Origin of the sequence: Collimonas fungivorans, assembly GCF_028292705.1 — a bacterium.
In the GTDB taxonomy this organism is placed as follows: Bacteria; Pseudomonadota; Gammaproteobacteria; order Burkholderiales; family Burkholderiaceae_D; genus Collimonas; species Collimonas fungivorans_B.
Genome location: NZ_JAQGLV010000166.1, coordinates 1 through 17,806 on the forward strand (window position 1 = coordinate 1; position 17,806 = coordinate 17,806).

Sequence of the window (17,806 nt, forward strand, 5' to 3'; positions counted from 1 at the left end):
ACCAATACGTGATCGGACGTCCTTTTGTGAACCGTGCCACCATCAACCTACCGAATGGCAAACACTTTACGATGGTTGCGGAACATCTCGATGAAGCGCATCCCTATGTCGGCAAGGTATCCCTCAACGGCAAGCCCCTGGATCATGTTTACATCCGTCATCAGGATATAGAAGCTGGCGGTGAGCTTCGCTTTGAGATGCAAAGCGAGCCGAATAAGGACTGGGGGCGTGAATTGAACAGTCGGCCATTCTCCATGTCGGGATACGGTAGTTAAGCTGCAGAGCCTGAGTTCCCAACGCCGAAAAAACCCCGCGAAAGCGGGGTTGATTACTCGTCCTGCAGATAATTTTTTGCCGAGAGGCAACCTCATTCCCACCCAATTATAAATGGCTGAGCTAGGTATCTGATAACAAATACCTTTCTAACCGCCATACTGAGCGATACCATGGACAATACCATGATCGAAATTGGCTGAACCCGCTCGTCCGACTAACCAGCAAAGCCAAGCTTCGGGGCGGTCGCGTCTGCGCCGGGTTGAAAAATCCAAATAGCTAAGCATCCTCGCCGCAATTCGGTCCGTGGCTCTAATTAATTGCCGGTACGTCAATATGCATTTTCTCTAGCGCTGGTCTAGAGAAATGACTGGAGCTCTTTGCCGTCGTGTACCGTTTCCGGCGCCTGTACCTCGCGTGCGTCATTGTCGCCTTTGCGCCGAAAAAGAGTCAGTGCATTCATGGCATGAATTGCAACATCGCTGTCGAGCCCAGCGCCCGCTCAGATTGCGCCGCGGCGCTGCTCGCCGTTCACTAGCCGCACCAAGCCCAACGGATTTCGGCCTTGCAGCGCCGGCGGCAGCAACTCGTCCGGATAGTTCTGGTAGCAGATCGGACGCAGGAAACGGTCGATCGCCAGCGTGCCGACCGAGGTGCCGCGCGCGTCTGAAGTGGCCGGATACGGCCCGCCATGCACCATTGCTTCACACACTTCGACACCGGTCGGCGTGCCATTGACCAGCAAGCGCCCGGCTTTTTGCTCCAGGCATTCGATCAGGTCGCGGTGAGCACGCAAATCGGCCGGTTCCGCCATCAAGGTTGCGGTCAGCTGGCCGCCCATCGCCCGGGCGAACTGCAACAGCGCTTCGCGGCTGTCGAGCTCGACAACCACGGTCGCGGCGCCGAACACTTCTTCCTCCAACGGCGCGCCAGCGGCAAACAGCAGGCTTTGCTCAGCCTTGAAGAAATGCGGCCTGGCCTTGGCTTCATCGGCGCCGCCCGACACCAGCACTGCCACGCCGCTTAGCGTGCTGAGCCGGTCAACGCCGCCGTAATAGTTGGACAGCATGCCGGCATTGAGCATGGTCTGCGCCGGCTGGACCTCCATGGCCTTTTGCAGGCATTCGATGAAGTGGCTCAGTTGCGCTGAACGCACCCCCACCAACAGGCCAGGATTGGTGCATAGCTGGCCTGCACCCATCGTCACCGACGCGGCGAGATCTTTGGCGATGGCTTCGCCGCGGTCTTGCAAGGCTTCCGGCAGCAGGATGATCGGATTGACGCTCGACATCTCGGCGAACACCGGGATCGGTTCGGCGCGCGCCGCCGCCAAATCGCACAGCGCCCGCCCTCCCCGCAAGGAACCGGTGAAGCCGACCGCCTTGATCTGCGGCGCCTGCACCAGTCGCGCGCCGACGTTGCCGCCGTAAATCATGTTGAATACGCCTGGCGGCATCGCGCAGCGCTGGACCGCGCGTTGCACTGCATCGGCCACGCGTTCGGACGTGATCAGATGGCCGGCATGGGCTTTGACGACGACCGGACAACCGGCCGCCAGCGCCGCCGCGGTATCGCCGCCGGCCACCGAAAAGGCCAGCGGGAAATTGCTGGCGCCGAAAATAGCCACTGGGCCGATGCCGATCTTGCATTGGCGCACATCCGGCCGTGGCGGCTGGCGCTCGGGCAAGGCGGTATCGATGCGCGCGCCAAGGAAATCGCCGCGCCGCAGTACCTTGGCGAACAGCCTCATCTGGTTACTGGTGCGCGTGCGTTCGCCTTGCAGGCGCGCGGCCGGCAGGCCGGTTTCGCGCATCACCTCGCCAATGAAGTCGTCGCCCAGCGCATCGAGTTCCTCGGCGATGGCATCGAGGAATGTGGCGCGCTGTTCGGGCAGCAGTTGCCGGTAGGCCGGATAAGCAGCCGCCGCCGCCGCCGCCGCCGCGTCGACTTCCGCGTCGCTTGCCTCGTGGAATGGAACCGGGTGAGTTTCCCCCGATGCAGCGGCGATGCTGCGAAAGCTTGCCGCCCCTTGGGCGCTGCGGGCGCCACCAATATACTGGTGTCCGAGAATGTCGTTTGTCACTGTACTGGTCCTTTCGATCATTGTTCTGGCGCGGCGACAAGCACCGGCCTGGTCACTTTTTTACCAGCGGGCAGGTGCTGGCCGACAGCGGCTGGGTGGCCGCGGCCGCCGGGATCACCGACTTCAGCTGATAGTAATCCCACGGATATTTCGATTCGGATGGCTTCTTGACCTGGAACAGGTAATAGTCATGCACCATCAAGCCATCCTCGCGGATCTTGCCGTTGTGGGCGAAGAAATCGTTGACTGGAGTGGCCTTCATCCTGGCCATCACGGCTGCGGTGTCATCCGTTCCGGCCGCTTGCACTGCCTTGAGATAATGCATGGTTGATGAATAATTACCGGCCTGGATCATCGTCGGCATCCTTTTGGTCTTGTCGAAGAAGCGCTTCGACCACTTGCGCGTGTCCTCGTCAAGATCCCAATAGAACGATTCCGTCAACAGCAGTCCCTGGGCGACATTCAGTTTCAGGCTATGGATATCGGTGATGAACGCCAGCAGCGCAGCCAGTTGCTGGGTGCCTGACCTGGCTAGGCCAAATTCATTCGCCGCCTTGATCGAGTTGACGTTGTCCCCGCTACCGTTGGCCAGGCCGATCACCTTCGCCTTCGAGGCCTGCGCCTGCATCAGGAACGACGAAAAATCGGACGCGTTCAAGGGATGGCGGCTAGCCCCGAGGATCTTGCCACCGTTGGCTGTCACCACCGCCGATGCATCCTTTTCAAGCGAGTGGCCGAACGCATAGTCCGCGGTGATGAAAAACCAGGAATTGCCGCCCTGCGCAGTAATTGCCTTGGCCGTCCCTTTCGCCAGCGCGTAGGTGTCGTAGGTATAGTTGATGCTGATGGGCGAACAGTTCTCGTTCGTCAGCTTGGTCGACGCGGCGCCGTTTACGATCACCATCCGGTTCTTTTGCCGGCCAATCTCGATGACCGACAGCGCCGTCGAGGAATTCACCAGGTCGGTAATCATGTCCACTTGCTGGGTGTCGAGCCATTCGCGGGCCTTGCCGGCGGCGACGTCCGCCTTGTTCTGGTGATCGGCCGACACGACTTGGATCGGATGGCCCGGGACCTTGCCGCCGAAATCCTCCACCGCCATCTTCACCGCCACCACGCTGCCCTGCCCGGCAATGTCCGAATACAGACCGGACATGTCGGTCAGGACGCCGATCTTGACGACTCCCGCGCTTACCATGTTTTGCGCCGCCACGATGCCCATGTCGAGCGACATCAATACACCCACAGCGAATTGGACTATTTTTTTATGCTGCATGCTGGTCTCCGGTGGAAACGGACGGTGTCAGATGATGGCAAGCGGATGCGCTGGCAGCGGCCGGAATCTGCCCGGCATCATGACCCGGCACAGGGCCTCGGCAAAAAAGAAATCGCCGAACATCGTGGCGCCGTCGACGCCTTCGTTGTGCGGCTTCGAGTAGCAGGAATTCTTCAACAGGCCGCGCTGCGACGGCTCGCTGGCAACTTCGGTGCGGCAAAGCGCCTCGAGCATCGCCAGGCCGTGCGTGCGCCACCTGGCCCCGGCGGCCGGATCCGGATGCACGCGCCCCAATTCGAGCAAGGCCGACGACACCACCGCCGCCGCCGCCGTATCCTTGATGTCGGCATCGGCGCCGGTCGCATCGAAGTCCCACGGCGGCACCTGGCGACCATCCAGGCGTTTCAGGTAATACGTCGCCAGGCGCTCGGCCAGGTCGAGGTATTCGCGCTTGCCGGTCTCGCGCGCCGTATTCACGTAGCCGTAAATGGCCCAGCCCTGGCCGCGGCTCCAGGCGGATTCATCGAACGCGCCCTGGAAGGTATAGCCACGCCTGCGCTCGCCGCTGACGGTGTCATACTCGACCGCATGGTAGGTCGAATCGTCGCTGCGGATGAAGGCCTTGGCGCTGATGTCGGCGTGCGCCCGGGCGGCCAGCCGATAGCTGGCGTCGCCGCTGTAGTTGGCGGCCCAGTACAACAGCGACAGGTTGGCCATGGTATCGATCGCCGAACTGCATCGGCCACGCGGATCGTTCATCGGCCCCCATGACGCCAGGTAGGCGCCGGCGCGCGTGGTCACCAGGCGGGCGCGCAATTTGCCGGCCGCCTCCAGCGCGATGCCGGCGTACCATGCATCGCCGGTGATGTCGAAGCCGGGAATCGCGCTGCTGTCGAAGATGAATCCGATGTCGTGGGTGTTCGGGTCTTCCGCGCGCTGCGCTACCAGCCGCATGCGCTCGCGCGCCCACAGCAGGAACCTGGACTCGCCGGTGTGCTGGTACGATGCCAGCAGCAGGCCGACCCAAAACCCGCACAGCCAGTTACCGTGGCTCCAGGAGTCGCCGGTGTAGCCCGCGGAGAGCGAAGCCGGCTGGCGAACCCATGCGCCGTCGGGGCTGGTCACGTGGGGAAATTCGACGCCCAGGGTGGGCTCGTCCTGCGCCACCTTGCGGGCCATCTCGTCGAGCGTACTGGAAAAAAGGGCCCGTTGTGCCGGCGTGATTTCAATCGGGTTGTTCATGTCATTTGGCATCGCATCTCCTCGTTTTGTCCCGGTGCTGGTGCAACACCGTAGACAAAATTTTACGAGTCAGGAGACGCCAGTGGTTAGGACGAAAACCAGCTTGACTTGGACTTTTTCGCAGCGCAACAGGGATCAGAGCTTCAGGTTGACGAGGCTCTGGCGAAAATCGATCGGCGAGCGGCCGGTGTGTTTCTTGAAGCAGCGGCTGAAGTAAGCAGGGTCGCCGAATCCCAGCTGATCGGCCACCTCTGCCACGCTCACTTCCGAGTGCAGCAGCATGCGCTTCGCTTCCAGCATGACCCGTTCCCTGATCAGTTGCGAGGCGGTCTGGCCGGTGGCCTGGCGGATCGCTTCATTGAGCGCGCGTTCGGTGACCTTCAGCAGGCGCGCGTACTCGGCCGTTTCGTCGAGCGACGCGAAATTTTTCTCCAGCAGCGTCTTGAAGCGGCGCGCCAGCAGCAGGCTGCGCGACGACGCGCCGGTGTCGGCGGCCGGTTCGGCCATGCGCGACGCCTTCATCAGGAAAATCCGCAGGTACGACCAGATCACGTCTTCGTATCCCCTCTGCTCGGCGATGTATTCCTCGCTGATCGCTTCAATGATGGGAAACAACACGTGGGCCTGGTCGTCATCCATGTAGAGGGCGTTGCTGATGCTTTCGAAATCGTACACCGGCACCTCGGTGAGCGAATTCCTGCTCTGCACCTTGAAGGCGAAGAATTCGGCGCTGAAATTGATGGTGAACCCGGCCGCATCATCGGACAGCACGAAATCGTGGATCTGGCCCGGGCCCATGAAGAACAAGGTATTCGGCTTGACCTCGTAGCGCACCGAATCGATGATGTGATGGCCGCTACCGTGCGCCACCCAGACGATATGATAGAAGTCGTGCCTGTGCGGATAGGGCAAGGTGGACTTCAGGTTTTCCAGCGGCGCAAAATGAAAATCAATCGACTTGACTTTGGAGCCGTAGTCAAAGTTCGCGATCTGTATGACCGGCAATTGACAACACGACGAGGTATGCATTACGGTAATCTCCATCGGGCAACTGCGTCGTCCGCGCACAGTCCGCGGAGTCGCAGTTTGAACATCTGATCTGTATGGCAGCGCGCCTGGCGGCTGATCGAATCCATTCCTACAATAGCAGAAAGTTCAACGTTCGGTCAGCAGGCCGCGCGCCGCCAGGTTCGCCATCAGCGCGCGCAGGCCGAATATCCAAGGCTTGACCTTGTCCGAAGTGTTGACGCGATTGCGCAGCGCACCTAATTTGCTGCTGCTGATCGTGACGATATCGCCGGCGTGATGGGTAAAGCCGGCGCCGGGATGATCGCGGTCCTGGGTCGGCGAGAACAGCGTGCCGAGGAACAGCATGAAGCCGTCCGGGTATTGATGCGTTGCACCGAGGGTCTGGCCGGCAAGGTCGACCGGGTCGCGGCTGATGCGGCTCATCGAACTGGTGCCGTGCAGGACGAAGCCGTCGCTGCCTTCGACCAGCAGCCGCACCTCTTGCTTGCGCACGTCGTCGAGCGAAAAACCGGCATCGAACAGGCGGATGAACGGCCCGATCGCGCAGGACGCGTTGTTGTCCTTGGCCTTGCTCAGCAATAATGCGCTGCGTCCTTCGAAATCGCGCAAGTTGGCGTCATTGCCCAGCGTCGCGCCCATTATTTGGCCCCGGCTGTTGACGGCGAGGACCACCTCGGGCTCCGGGTTGTTCCAGGCAGAGTCGGGGTGGAGGCCGATCTCCGCGCCGGTGCCGATCGCCGACAGCACCGGCGCTTTGGTGAACACCTCGGCATCCGGTCCGATCCCGACCTCCAGGTACTGCGACCACATGCCCTGCTCGATCAGCAGCGCCTTCAGTTTCGCCGCTTCAGGCGAGCCCGGGACGACTGCCGCCAGGTTGTCGCCCATGACCGCCTGCACGCGCGCGCGCACCGCTTGTGCACGACCGGCATCGCCGCCAGTTTGTTCCTCGATTACGCGTTCGAGCATGCTGTCGACGAACGTCACGCCGGCTGCCTTGATCACCTGCAGGTCGCAAGGCGCCAGCAGGTAAGGACAGTCTTCATCGGGGATGGCGGCCGCGGTGTTGCGCGCGATGTCCTCGAAGCTGCCGATGCGCTGGCCGACGGTAGCGCGCACCAGCGCCGCCGCATCATCGTGCTCGAGTAATGCGCTAACGGTCGAGGCGAGCCGGCTCACATCGAATACGCCATCGTGCCGGATCGCGACCACGGCGGGGCCCGGATGGGGTCCCGGCAGCCAGGCACGGCCAATCAATGTGCCGGCAAAACCGTCGGCGGGAAGGATATCGGGAATAGCGGATTGCGGCGTGTCTGACATGGGATGGTTCCTGGTTGGTTGATGAGTGCGAACGCGCGCGTCCGGCTGGATTACGCGAACCGCAGTTCCTTGAGCGCCGACAGGCCGCTCAGTACCGCCTCGCCGGTCTGCTTGCGCACCATGGTGTCCATGATGAGGATACGTTTTGCGTCTTTCTTGCCGACCACCGTCACTTCGACGGTAATGGTGTCGTCGATGAATACGGGCCCCAGGAAGCGCAGTTCCTGGCCGACGTAGGCAAAGCCGGGACCGGTCAGCGCGGTATGCGCCATCGATACCACGGCAGCGGTCAGGATCCCGTGCGCGACGCGCTGGCCGAACGGCGAGTGCGCGGCGAATTCCTGGTCCATGTGCAGCGGATTGAGGTCGCCCGACAGCCAGGCGAACGCGTCGATCTCGGCCGCGGTCATCTTGCGTGTCGTAACCTGTTTGCGGCCGATCGCGATATCGTCGAAGCCGAGCAGGTCGTTCCATCGGAACATGGTGGCGCTCATGCTTTACCCCCTTCCGGGAGCGCGATACGCTGGCTCACCAGGGTCTCGATGTCGTCGGCGCTGTAGCCAAGTTCGGCCAGCACCTCGCGTGTATGCTGGCCCTGCTGCGGTGGCGCGCGGTGCAGCGCCGGCGCTTTGCCGTCGTAGCGCACCGGATGGGCCAGCAGGCGCACACTGCCCGCTTGGGGGTGCTCGACCGTCATCACGATGTCGTTGTGCTTTACTTGCGGATCGGCCTCGACCTGCTCGTAATCGTTGACCGGCGCATACCAGATATCGTGCACATCAAAGGCCGCCATCCACGCCGCCGTGGTGCGCGTAGTGAGCGCCTCATGCACGATGCGATTGATCTGGTCGCGCTGGTTAACCGGATCCTTCAGATCGGAAAAGTCGGCCAGTTCCGGCCGGTCAAGCGCCGCAGCAAGCTTGGCGGTCGTCGTCAGCGAGATCGCAATCCAGCCGTCCTGCGTGCGGTACACCCCGTATGGCGCCGGATGGAAGCGGCTGCCGATCGGCGGCTCGGTACGATCCCACAGCGGCCCCTTGTTCAGGTAATAGGTAAACGGCTCGATCTGCAGGTCGATTGCCGCATTCAGCAAATTGCTTTCGACCAGGGTACCTTTGCCAGTGCGCTCGCGCGCCTGCAGCGCCGCGACCACGCCGAACGCGGCCAGCGCGGCGGCATGCTGGTCGACGATGGCCGAACCCACCGGCGTCGGCGGCGAATCGGCCGACCCCGACAGCATCGTCATGCCGCTCATCGCCTGCAGCAGCAGGTCTTGCCCCGGGCGCTTGAGGTACGGACCGGAAGAACCGTAGCCCGTGCACGAGCAATACACCAGGCGCGGATTGACGGCCTTTACATCCTCATAGCCGAAGCCCATGCGCTGCAGCACGCCGGGGCGATAGTTTTCGATCAGGACGTCGGCTTCGCGCACCAGCCGCCAGACGATTTCCTTTGCCTTCTCGTCGCGCAGATCAAGCGAAATGCTGCGCTGGTTGCGGTTGCCGAGCATGAAAAACACGCTGACGCCTTCAATAAACGCATCGAGGCCGGACCAGTTGCGCTCGAAAGCGCCGCCAGGCGGCTCGATCTTGATGACGTCGGCGCCGACGTCGGCCAGCATCTGCACGGCCGCCGGACCTTGCAGGAAGTGCGTGAAGCTGATTACCTTTATGCCCTTGAGCATGTGACCTCCGAGAAAAATAGTCGATTGTGCGTGCCGGCCGTCAGGCCAGCAATTCGCGCGAGATGATCATGCGCTGGATCTCCGAAGTGCCTTCGACGATTTCCAACACCTTGGCGTCGCCGAATGCGCGCGCCACCGCGTACTCGCTCATCACGCCGTAGCCGCCATGGATCTGCAGCGCCTGGTGCGCCGCCTCCATCGCCCGCTCGCTGGCAAACAGTTTTGCCATCGAGGCCTGCTGGCCGAACGGCTGGCCGGCATCTTTAAGCGCGGCAGCGTCGTAGAGCATCAGGCGCGCCGCATGGGTGTGGGTGGCCATGTCGGCGACCTTGAATTGCAGGGCCTGGAATTCGGCGATCGGCTTGCCGAATGCACGGCGTTCCTTCATGTAGGCCAGCGAACGGTCCAGCGATCCCTGCAGGATCCCCAACGCCAGCGCACCAATCAAGATGCGACCGGTATTGATCTGGGCCAGGGTCTGGCGCAATCCGGCGCCGCGCTGCCCCAGCAGGTGTGCCTCGGGCACCTTGCAGTTCTCGAAAAACAGTTCGTACGTGCTGGATGCGCGCCAGCCGATCTTGCGCAATTTGCGGCCGTAGGTAAATCCGGGGGTGCCATTGGGCAAAATCAGTGTGGAGATTTCCTTGCGGCCGTCCGGACGCGTGCCGGTGACGGCGGCGACCACCACCGGGCCGGTGACGTCGGTGCCGGAGTTGCTGATGAACGTCTTCGAGCCGTTGATTACCCACTGGCCGTCGTCGAGCGTGGCGCGGGTGCCGATGTTGGCGGCATCGGAACCGGCGTTCGGTTCGGACAACGCAATCGCGCCCACTGTCGAGCCGTCCAGGATCGGCCGCAGGTAGCGTTGCATCTGGTCCTCGGTGCCATAGTTGGACAACAGGCTGGCGACCGTCGAATTGGCCATCAGTGAGTTGGCGACTGCGCAATCGACCCGCGCCAGCTCTTCGAGCACGATGACGAACGACAGCCATTCGCCACCGCCGCCGCCATGCGCTTCCGGATACGGCAGGCCCGTGAAGCCGAGTTCGCCGGCCCGTTTCCAGATATCGTAAGGGAACGCTTCCTCTTCCCACAGGTGCTCCGAGACCGGTACCACCTCGCCTTCGGCGAAGCGGCGTACAGCGTCGCGGATCATCGTATGCTGTTCATTGAGCCAATGCGTCATGTTGTTACCTCATTAGTTGGGTGGGAGCGGTCCTGTGCACGAAGGTGTTTTTCGTCGCGCCGGGCAAGGAAGCCATGCAGCCCGGCGCGCGCATCCGCGGTGCCGAAATTGACGGCATAGTTGGCGGCCTCGAACTCCATGCCGGCACTGAGCGGCAGTTCGCTGGCGCGGTTGACGGAGCGCTTGGCCATTTCCATCGCGAACGGGTGATGGCGCGTCAGCGTGGCGGCAAATTCCAGCGTCGCCGCGCGCAGGTTTTCCGCCGCGGCGACCTGATGGATGAAGCCGAAGTGCAGGCATTCATCGACCGTGAAGTGGTGCCCGCTCAGCACCATCTGCTTGGCACGCGCGAGTCCCATCTTCTTGACGGCGAGCTGGGTGCCGCCCCAGCCCGGCATCGTGTTCAGGCTAATTTCCGGAAAGCCGAAGCGGGCGCTGTCAGCGGCCAGCAGGAAGTCGCAGGCCAGCGCCAGTTCGAAACCGCCGCCGAGCGCGTAGCCGTTCACCATCGCCAGCGTCGGTTTGGCAAATTCATGCAGCCGCAGGAAAGTACGCTGGCCGGCCATCATTTCGCGGTAGGCGCCGACGCCATCAAGCGCGGCCAGGGCGTCGACCTCGTTGCCGGCGACGAAGGCCTTGCTGCCGGCGCCGGTGATGACCAGCGCGCGTGTGGCATCGTCGCTGGCGGCCGCGTCGAGCGCGGCGTTGAGTGCCAGCATGACGTCCGGGTTGAGCGCGTTCAGCCGCCGCGGCCGGTTGATCGTCAACAATCGGACCGGCCCCAGTTGTTCGGTCAGCAGCACATCGAGATCGGTGTCCATGACCTAGAGTACTTTCAGGTAGGTGTCGCCCGACGCCACCACGGTGCCGTCCTGGTTGGTCACGGTGGCAGTGAAGATGCAGGTATTGCGTTCCTCGTCCTTTTGGCGCAGTTCGAGCCGGGCCGTAACGGTGTCGCCGATATAGACAGGCGCCTGGAAGGTGATGTCGTAGCGGTGCGACACGGCGCCCGGATTCGGCGCCTTGGCCGCCATATAGCCCATCACGGTCGACAGGAAGCCAACCGACAGGCAGCCTTGTGCGATGCGTTTTTCAAAGCGCGTGGTCTTGGCGAATTCTTCGTTGAGATGGACCGCGTAGAAATCGCCGACGATGCCGGCAAAGGCGTAGATGTCGTATTCCGAAACCGTCTTTGCAACGTCCGCCGTGTCGCCGACTGCGTAACAGTCCATGTGAAGTCGTTTGGCCATGATCAGTAAATAGTCCTATTGAAGTTGAATAGCGAAATGGTGTTGTGGACAGGCGGTGCGCCGCACCGGGGAGTCCTTGCCCGTTGATGAATATTAGAAGTGCGGCGTTTTTCAGCGGTAGGACGGTTTGCGCGAATGCTTGGACTTTTCGGCAAGCGTGGCGCCACCGGCAAGGCGGGCCGCGCAGCGAGCGAATTTTGGCGTTGCACCGAATCGCCGCCCTGCGTTTGCGCAAAAATTGTGCGGCGCTGCGTCTATGGGCGCGGACCAAAGTTGCTGCGTTGCAGCGTTGGCGGCGCGCTGGTTCGACTGCGCCGTCGCGCACGCCGTGGAGGTAAAAAAGTACAAGAAATGGGATGCCGCGTCCTAACGCGCCGCGCCGTCTTTCGCGAATACTTTCTCTCGAACGGCCGGCGAGTTTCGCGCTGGTCCTGAAGTTCACCCATGATGGAGACAAACCCATGAAACAGATATTCCGCCTCAACAGCCTGCTTCGCACCCTCGCTGCAAGCAGCATCCTGATGGCCAGCCTGACCGGCGCCGGCGGCGCCCACGCCGCGTCCGGGGACAAGATCGTCATGAAGCTCGGCCATACGCTGGCGGCCAATAATCACTACCAGCTGGCCGCGCTCGAATTCGCCAAATCCGTCAGCCAGAAGTCCAACGGTCAGATTCAGGTACAGGTGTTCCCGCAGTCGCAGCTAGGCGGCGAAGTGCAGATGACGCAAGCGCTGCGCACCGGTACCCAGGACATGATGATTTCGGGCCAGGCGGCGATGGTGAATACCATCAAGCAGTGGGAAATCTTTGACGTACCCTATCTGTTCAGCAGCGTCGACGACGCCAACCAGGTGCTGCAGGGACCGGTGGGAAAGAAATTCCTCGACATGATGCTGCCGTATAACATGGTCGGCCTGGCCTGGATTTCGGTCGGCGAACGCAACCTGTTCACCGCGAAGAAGACCGTCGGTTCGCTCGCCGACATGAAGGACCTGAAGGTACGCGTGATGCAGAGCCCGGGCTACATCGCCGGCTACAAGGCACTTGGCGCCAACCCGACGCCACTCGCCTACAACCAGGTGTTCCTGGCCTTGTCGCAGGGCCTGGTCGATGGTGCCGACACGTCGCCGGAACAGTTTGTCCAGGATAAATTCGCCGACGTGGCCAAGCACTACTATGTCACCCGCGTCAATTACCTGCCGGTCGTCATCGCCATCAGCAAGAGCACCTGGAACAAGCTCACGCCGGCGTTACAGAACGCGGTGCAGGAGGCGGCGCAGGTTGCGGCCCAGCTCGACCTGAAGGAATACCGCAAGCAGTATGACGACTCGCTGCTACAGATGAAGAAACAAGGTGTCCAGGTGGTCGAAGTCGACACCAAGCCGTGGGCAGCCGCGACTGCCGCAGCGCGTAACGAGATCCTGACCAAGATTCCGAACGGCCAGGCGATGTTCCAGGAAATCACCGCGACGCGACGCGTAGTCAAATGAAACACTCGACCACACTGTCTCCGGCGCAGCGATTTGCGCGCGGCATGCTCTGGATTGACGACATGGCGCTGAAGATCACGCTCGCCATTTGCGGCGTCTTGCTCTCGGCCATGGTCATCGTGCAGGCACTGGGGGTGATCTTCCGCTTCGTGCTGCACGATTCACTGTCGTGGGCCGATGAACTGGCCGCCTACCTGTTTGTGTGGCTCACCTGCCTTGGCGCGGCAGCCGGCATCAAGTTGCGGGTTCATCCCGAGGTCAGGGCCCTGGCCGACCGGCTGCCGGCCTTCACCCAGCACACCTTGGCTGATTTCACCGATGGCGTGGTGCTGGCCCTCGGTGCGATTTTCCTGGTCTACGGCGGCCAGATGCTGCTCATGATGGGCACTGAAACGGCGGCCTCGCTGCCGATTTCCATGACGTATCCGTACCTGTCGATCCCGGTCGGCGGCGCATTGCTGATCCTGCATTCGGTCGTCCGGATCGTGGTGCGGCATCTTGCACCTGACATCAAGCCGGTTGCCGTCATGGCCCACGGCATTACTGAGCATATCTAAGGAGAATTATCATGTGGGCACTCGGTGTAGGCGCAAGCCTGCTCGCGCTCGGCATTCCGGTGGCGATTTGCATCGGCATGGCCGCCACGATCGCGCTGGCGTCGATTGGAACGCCGCTGCTGGTCATTCCGCAGCAATTGTTTTCGAACCTGAATAATGCCGGTCTGCTGGCGATTCCATTTTTCATGCTGACCGGGGCGATCATGGATTCCGGCGGCGTGTCGCGCCGCCTGATCGACTTTTCCCAGGCCCTGGTCGGCTTCATGCGCGGTGGTATCGGGCAGGTGACGATCGTCGCCAGCATGTTCTTTGCCGACCTGTCGGGATCGGCCACCGCCGACACGGCGGCGATCGGGTCGGTGATGATTCCGGGGATGGTCAAGAAGGGCTACTCGGCGCCGTTCGCGGTCGCCCTGCAATCGGCTGCCGGTTCACTTGGCCTGCTGTCGCCGGTGTCGATGAGCATGCTGGTGTATGCCTATACCGCGAATGTCTCGGTCGGCACGATGTTCATCGCCGGCATCATTCCGATGCTGCTAGTGGTACTCTCGTTCATGGTCGTCAATTACACGACGGCAGTGCGCCGTAATTACACGTCGGTGGAGCCGTTCTCGGGCAAGGTCTTGTGGGCGACCTTTAAGCAGGCGTTCTGGGCCTTGCTGACACCGATCCTCATCCTCGGTGGCATTCTCGGCGGGATCTTCACGCCAGTCGAAGCGGGCGTGGTCGCCGCGGTCTATGTGACCCTGGTCAGCCGGTTCATCTTCAAGAGCCTCGACTTGTCGCACTTCAAGCAGATCCTGACCACGACGGCGGTCAACACGACACGCGTGTCGTTCCTGCTGGGACTGGCCTTCGTGCTCGGCCGTTATCTGATCGAAGCGCAAATCCCTCTGCATGTGGCGGACAGTTTCCTGCTGCTCACCACCAGCGCGGTGGTCCTGCTGATCCTGATCAACCTGTTCCTGATTGTCACCCATACGGTGCTGGAAACGATCTCCAGCATTGCGGTGGTGATCCCGGTGTTCATGCCGCTGGTGGTGCAGATGGGAATTGACCCGGTCGTCTTCGGCGTCATCGTGCTGATCAATTCGGCGATCGGCATCAATATGCCGCCGATCGGGTTCTGCCTGTTCACTGCGGCTTCGATCGGCGGCGTCTCGGTGGAAAAGGCCACCCGGGCCATCATGCCCTTCATCCTCGCGCTGGTACTGGACCTGGCACTGATCATCGCCTTTCCGCAGATCCCGCGCTTCCTGCCAAATCTGTTCGGCATCGCGTAAACAACACTTTCAAGCGAGGAGACACGCAATGCAAGATGCCTGGAAATTCAACAGCGCCGGACAGATCGTCTTCGGCAACGGCGCCGTCCAGCGGATCCCGGCGTTGATCAGCCGCTTCGGCGCACGGCAGGTGGCGATCATCACCGATCCCGGGGTCGAACGGGCCGGACTGCTGGGCAAGGTCGAGGCCGTCTTGCGGGCGGCCGGCTGCACGCCGCAGGTCTATGCGCAGGCGATGCCGGAACCGGATATGGCCTCGGTGCTGGCCTGCTGCGCGCAGCTGCGCAGCGCCGGGCCCGACCTGCTGATCGCACTCGGCGGCGGCTCGAGCATCGACCTGACCAAGATCGTCGCGCTGTTGCTGAGTCATGGCGGACACCCGTCCGACTATTACGGCGAAAACAAGGTGCCCGGCAAGATCATGCCGATCATCGCGATTCCGACCACCGCCGGCACCGGTTCGGAAGTGTCGCCGGTCGCCATCGTCACCGACGACAAGACGCAGATGAAAGCCGGCATATCCGATAACCAGTTGCGGCCGGCCGTGGCATTGCTCGATCCCGAGCTGACGCTCGGGCTGCCACCATACATCACGGCATGCACCGGCATGGATGCGTTGACGCAGGCTATTGAAGCGTACTACGGCAAGGACTACCGCTACGTCGGCGCCGGCGGCGACCCCATCTACCAAGGGTCGAATCCGATGACCGACATGCTGGCCGAACGTGCCATCGGGCTGATCGCGGAGAATCTGCCGGTTGCGGTGCACCAGGGCCGCAACCTCGAAGCCAGATCGAATATGATGTTGGGGAACATCCTGTCGGCATTGGCGTTTTCCAATTCCGGCGTGTCGTGGGTGCATGCGGTCGCCTACCCGGTGGCCGAACGCGCGCCGCGACCGCATGGCGAGGTAGTCGGCCTGTTGCTACCATACGGGATGGAATACAACGCGGTTGCCGCGCCCGACAGATTTGCCCGCATTGGCGAACTGCTCGGTGAATCGCGGGAGGCGGCGCGCGAGGCGCGTATCCAGGGCGGCATCGATCGTATCTTCCGGCTGCTGGGGGTGCTGGGGCTGCCGTCGCGGCTGTCGCAGATCGGCATCAGGGGCGACCAGATCGATGCGATTGTCGACAGTTCGATGACGATCGAACGATTGAACCGGCTCAACCCGAGGACGCCGGTGCGCGAGGACCTGGTTCGACTATTGGAAAGGGCACTGTAATGATGAAAACAACGCAAGGGCGGCTGCAGGATGAGGTGGCGATCGTTACCGGGGCCACTTCCGGCATCGGCGAAGCGATTACGCGGCGCTTCGCGGCGGAAGGGGCCATGGTCGCCGTAGTTGGCCGCAACCGGCAACGCGGCGATTCAGTCGTCGGCAGCATTATCGAAGCCGGCGGCGCCGCAAAGTTCTTTGCCGCCGATGTCACCGACTACGACGCCGTCGCGCAGCTGGTCGGCGCGGTGATCAGCCAGTTCGGCACGCTGAGCATCGTCGTAAACAATGCCGGCCAGTCGATACCGGGCAGCGTCGTCGACATCACGCCGCAGCAGTGGGACGATGTATTTCGCATCAACGTCACCTCGGCGTACCTGGTGAGCCATCATGCGATGCCGCATTTGCTTCGGCGCGGCGACGGCTCCGTGATCAACATTTCATCGGAGGCCGGCCTGAAGGGATTGAAAGACCGCGCCGCCTATTGCGCGGCCAAGGCGGCACTGGTCGGACTGACCAAGGCGATGGCAGTCGACCATTCGGCGCGCGGCATCAGGATCAACTGCATCTGTCCGGGGACCGTTGAAACGCCGATGATCAGCCGCCTGATCGAAAGCCACGCACATCCCGGAGCGATGAAGGATGAATTCCTGCAGCGCCGCCTCACGCCTTATCTCGGCACGCCGGACAACATTGCCGAGGCGGCGCTGTATTTTGCCTTGCCGGACAACGTTTATACGACCGGCGCGATCCTTTCCGTGGACGGCGGTTCGCTCGCGCGATAAGCCGTTTCCGCTGGCGGCCCTTCAGCCGCTAGCGCGCGGCCCTGCCCGACGCCGCGACCTGCTCGAGGACGTGGCCCGGTACCGCGGCGTAGTGCTTGAACTCCATCGAATAGGTTGCCCCTGCCCTGGGTCAGCGAACGCAGCGTGGTCGAGTAGCCGAACATGTCGGCCAGCGGCACCAACGCTGCGATCAGCTTGCCGCCGCTACCGGGAATCTCGTCCATGCCCTGCACCATGCCACGGCGCGCGGTCAAGTCGCCCGTCACGTTGCCCGTGAATTCTTCCGGCGTTGCAACCTGACCTTCCTCATCGGCTCCAGCAACACTCGGGCGCCGCGCCCCATGGCGTCCCTGAAGGCGATCGAGCAAGGCCATGCGGAATGCGTTCTCGTTCGAATCGACATCGTGGTAGAAGCCGAACGTCAGCGTCGCCTAGCAGTTTGTCGGACTCAGCCATTTGAGCCGAATTGGCTGCGTCCGCTTAAAGGAGCGCCGCGATCGCAGTTTTAGCGAACGCGGCGCACAGCGGTTCCGGAAACGCCTGGTTTGTCACGGTGGATCACCAATCAGTTCGTATGCGAGCTCAGGTTCCTGACGAGCCGCCGCCTATTTAGGCCATTTTCATGGTCATCATTCGCTTCAGGTTCCACGCGAGGGCGACCAGATGCCATTCATGGCCGACGTGGGTCAGTCCGCGCACCATGAACTGCCGGAATTTCATCACGTGTTTGATGATGCCGAACACGGGTTCGACCGTCTGCTTGCGCAAGGCATAATCGGCGCGGCCCTTTTTCGTCTTCAGCCGGTGCGCCATCTGTGCGATCGGATCGGCGTCGGCGGATTGCAGCACTTGGGTTCCGATAATGGCATATAAGAGTGTTGCTTTGGAGAAACTCACTCCCACTCGATCGTCGCAGGCGGCTTGCCGGAGATGTCGTAGACCACGCGGTTGATCCCGCGCACTTCATTGATGATGCGGTTCGAGACCTTGCCCAGCAGACTGTGCGGCAAATGCGCCCATTGCGCCGTCATGAAGTCCAGCGTCTGCACCGCGCGCAGCGCCACCACATATTCATACGTGCGTCCATCGCCCATCACCCCCACCGATTTGACCGGCAGGAACACCGCAA

16 protein-coding genes and 3 pseudogenes are annotated in these 17,806 nt (G+C 62.1%); 6 read left to right on the forward strand and 13 right to left on the reverse strand.

The window, feature by feature from the left end; genetic code table 11:
- Nucleotides 1-275: glycoside hydrolase domain-containing protein (locus JWQ61_RS08975; protein ID WP_304360220.1), on the forward strand; the 275-nt coding region annotated here is incomplete at its 5' end.
- 500 nt (nucleotides 276-775) lie between these two features.
- On the opposite strand, the gene JWQ61_RS08980 is transcribed toward JWQ61_RS08975, so the two are convergent.
- The 10 genes from JWQ61_RS08980 to JWQ61_RS09025 all read right to left on the reverse strand — a co-directional run bounded on the left by JWQ61_RS08980 (nucleotide 776) and on the right by JWQ61_RS09025 (nucleotide 11,343).
- Complete coding sequence (locus JWQ61_RS08980) at nucleotides 776-2,356, reverse strand: aldehyde dehydrogenase (NADP(+)) (RefSeq protein WP_304360221.1); 1,581 nt, start codon at nucleotides 2,354-2,356, stop codon at nucleotides 776-778.
- Nucleotides 2,357-2,408: 52 nt separating this feature from the next.
- Nucleotides 2,409-3,590 (reverse strand): ABC transporter substrate-binding protein, encoded by a 1,182-nt coding sequence (locus JWQ61_RS08985; RefSeq protein WP_304360235.1) that lies wholly within the window; start codon nucleotides 3,588-3,590, stop codon nucleotides 2,409-2,411.
- 69 nt (nucleotides 3,591-3,659) lie between these two features.
- Entirely contained in the window at nucleotides 3,660-4,886 is a 1,227-nt protein-coding gene (locus tag JWQ61_RS08990; protein ID WP_304360222.1) for a glycoside hydrolase family 88 protein, read from the reverse strand.
- Between the two features lie 123 nt (nucleotides 4,887-5,009).
- The gene (locus tag JWQ61_RS08995; RefSeq protein WP_304360223.1) at nucleotides 5,010-5,903 is read right to left on the reverse strand and encodes a helix-turn-helix domain-containing protein; all 894 of its coding nucleotides are present in this window, start codon (nucleotides 5,901-5,903) and stop codon (nucleotides 5,010-5,012) included.
- Between the two features lie 126 nt (nucleotides 5,904-6,029).
- The gene (locus JWQ61_RS09000; RefSeq protein WP_304360224.1) at nucleotides 6,030-7,223 is read right to left on the reverse strand and encodes a fumarylacetoacetate hydrolase family protein; all 1,194 of its coding nucleotides are present in this window, start codon (nucleotides 7,221-7,223) and stop codon (nucleotides 6,030-6,032) included.
- A 50-nt stretch (nucleotides 7,224-7,273) separates the two neighbouring features.
- The gene (locus JWQ61_RS09005; protein WP_304360225.1) at nucleotides 7,274-7,717 is read right to left on the reverse strand and encodes a MaoC family dehydratase; all 444 of its coding nucleotides are present in this window, start codon (nucleotides 7,715-7,717) and stop codon (nucleotides 7,274-7,276) included.
- Nucleotides 7,714-8,907 carry a CaiB/BaiF CoA-transferase family protein gene (locus JWQ61_RS09010; protein WP_304360226.1) on the reverse strand — a complete coding sequence of 398 codons (1,194 nt, stop codon included), beginning with the start codon at nucleotides 8,905-8,907 and terminating at the stop codon, nucleotides 7,714-7,716. Before JWQ61_RS09010 ends, JWQ61_RS09005 begins: the two co-directional genes overlap by 4 nt.
- A 40-nt stretch (nucleotides 8,908-8,947) precedes the next feature.
- Entirely contained in the window at nucleotides 8,948-10,093 is a 1,146-nt protein-coding gene (locus tag JWQ61_RS09015) for an acyl-CoA dehydrogenase family protein (RefSeq protein ID WP_304360227.1), read from the reverse strand.
- Nucleotides 10,090-10,914, reverse strand: a complete 825-nt coding sequence (locus tag JWQ61_RS09020; RefSeq protein WP_304360228.1) for an enoyl-CoA hydratase/isomerase family protein — start codon at nucleotides 10,912-10,914, stop codon at nucleotides 10,090-10,092. Before JWQ61_RS09020 ends, JWQ61_RS09015 begins: the two co-directional genes overlap by 4 nt.
- Before the next feature lie 3 nt (nucleotides 10,915-10,917).
- Entirely contained in the window at nucleotides 10,918-11,343 is a 426-nt protein-coding gene (locus tag JWQ61_RS09025; RefSeq protein ID WP_304360229.1) for a MaoC family dehydratase, read from the reverse strand.
- A 461-nt stretch (nucleotides 11,344-11,804) separates the two neighbouring features.
- Between JWQ61_RS09025 and JWQ61_RS09030 the strand changes: the two genes are divergently transcribed.
- From JWQ61_RS09030 to JWQ61_RS09050, 5 genes are read left to right on the forward strand one after another with little or no spacing between them, the layout of a single operon-like run.
- Complete coding sequence (locus tag JWQ61_RS09030; RefSeq protein WP_304360230.1) at nucleotides 11,805-12,833, forward strand: TRAP transporter substrate-binding protein; 1,029 nt, start codon at nucleotides 11,805-11,807, stop codon at nucleotides 12,831-12,833.
- Entirely contained in the window at nucleotides 12,830-13,390 is a 561-nt protein-coding gene (locus tag JWQ61_RS09035; RefSeq protein ID WP_304360231.1) for a TRAP transporter small permease, read from the forward strand. Before JWQ61_RS09030 ends, JWQ61_RS09035 begins: the two co-directional genes overlap by 4 nt.
- A gap of 11 nt (nucleotides 13,391-13,401) precedes the next feature.
- The gene (locus JWQ61_RS09040; protein ID WP_304360232.1) at nucleotides 13,402-14,673 is read left to right on the forward strand and encodes a TRAP transporter large permease; all 1,272 of its coding nucleotides are present in this window, start codon (nucleotides 13,402-13,404) and stop codon (nucleotides 14,671-14,673) included.
- A 28-nt stretch (nucleotides 14,674-14,701) separates the two neighbouring features.
- Entirely contained in the window at nucleotides 14,702-15,898 is a 1,197-nt protein-coding gene (locus JWQ61_RS09045) for an iron-containing alcohol dehydrogenase family protein (protein WP_304360233.1), read from the forward strand.
- Entirely contained in the window at nucleotides 15,898-16,677 is a 780-nt protein-coding gene (locus JWQ61_RS09050; protein WP_304360234.1) for an SDR family NAD(P)-dependent oxidoreductase, read from the forward strand. Before JWQ61_RS09045 ends, JWQ61_RS09050 begins: the two co-directional genes overlap by 1 nt.
- A gap of 28 nt (nucleotides 16,678-16,705) precedes the next feature.
- Here JWQ61_RS09050 and fusA read toward each other — a convergent pair.
- From fusA to JWQ61_RS09065, 3 pseudogenes are all read right to left on the reverse strand, one after another.
- Nucleotides 16,706-17,105 (reverse strand): annotated as a pseudogene (fusA, locus tag JWQ61_RS09055) (elongation factor G); the annotation flags it as partial.
- Nucleotides 17,106-17,286: 181 nt separating this feature from the next.
- A pseudogene (locus JWQ61_RS09060) lies at nucleotides 17,287-17,490 on the reverse strand (transposase); the annotation flags it as partial.
- Between the two features lie 80 nt (nucleotides 17,491-17,570).
- Nucleotides 17,571-17,806 (reverse strand): annotated as a pseudogene (locus JWQ61_RS09065) (GMP synthase (glutamine-hydrolyzing)); the annotation flags it as partial.

What these genes read in the sequence shown, in the direction of transcription:
- JWQ61_RS08985 (WP_304360235.1), bottom strand. Translation starts at nt 3,590, where the DNA reads ATGTCGCTCGACATGGGCATCGTGGCGGCGCAAAACATGGTAAGCGCG.
- JWQ61_RS09050 (WP_304360234.1), top strand. Translation starts at nt 15,898, where the DNA reads ATGATGAAAACAACGCAAGGGCGGCTGCAGGATGAGGTGGCGATCGTT.
- JWQ61_RS09010 (WP_304360226.1), bottom strand. Translation starts at nt 8,907, where the DNA reads ATGCTCAAGGGCATAAAGGTAATCAGCTTCACGCACTTCCTGCAAGGT.
- JWQ61_RS09015 (WP_304360227.1), bottom strand. Translation starts at nt 10,093, where the DNA reads ATGACGCATTGGCTCAATGAACAGCATACGATGATCCGCGACGCTGTA.
- JWQ61_RS08990 (WP_304360222.1), bottom strand. Translation starts at nt 4,886, where the DNA reads ATGCCAAATGACATGAACAACCCGATTGAAATCACGCCGGCACAACGG.
- JWQ61_RS09040 (WP_304360232.1), top strand. Translation starts at nt 13,402, where the DNA reads ATGTGGGCACTCGGTGTAGGCGCAAGCCTGCTCGCGCTCGGCATTCCG.
- JWQ61_RS09045 (WP_304360233.1), top strand. Translation starts at nt 14,702, where the DNA reads ATGCAAGATGCCTGGAAATTCAACAGCGCCGGACAGATCGTCTTCGGC.
- JWQ61_RS08995 (WP_304360223.1), bottom strand. Translation starts at nt 5,903, where the DNA reads ATGCATACCTCGTCGTGTTGTCAATTGCCGGTCATACAGATCGCGAAC.
- JWQ61_RS09020 (WP_304360228.1), bottom strand. Translation starts at nt 10,914, where the DNA reads ATGGACACCGATCTCGATGTGCTGCTGACCGAACAACTGGGGCCGGTC.
- JWQ61_RS09025 (WP_304360229.1), bottom strand. Translation starts at nt 11,343, where the DNA reads ATGGCCAAACGACTTCACATGGACTGTTACGCAGTCGGCGACACGGCG.
- JWQ61_RS09030 (WP_304360230.1), top strand. Translation starts at nt 11,805, where the DNA reads ATGAAACAGATATTCCGCCTCAACAGCCTGCTTCGCACCCTCGCTGCA.
- JWQ61_RS09035 (WP_304360231.1), top strand. Translation starts at nt 12,830, where the DNA reads ATGAAACACTCGACCACACTGTCTCCGGCGCAGCGATTTGCGCGCGGC.
- JWQ61_RS09000 (WP_304360224.1), bottom strand. Translation starts at nt 7,223, where the DNA reads ATGTCAGACACGCCGCAATCCGCTATTCCCGATATCCTTCCCGCCGAC.
- JWQ61_RS09005 (WP_304360225.1), bottom strand. Translation starts at nt 7,717, where the DNA reads ATGAGCGCCACCATGTTCCGATGGAACGACCTGCTCGGCTTCGACGAT.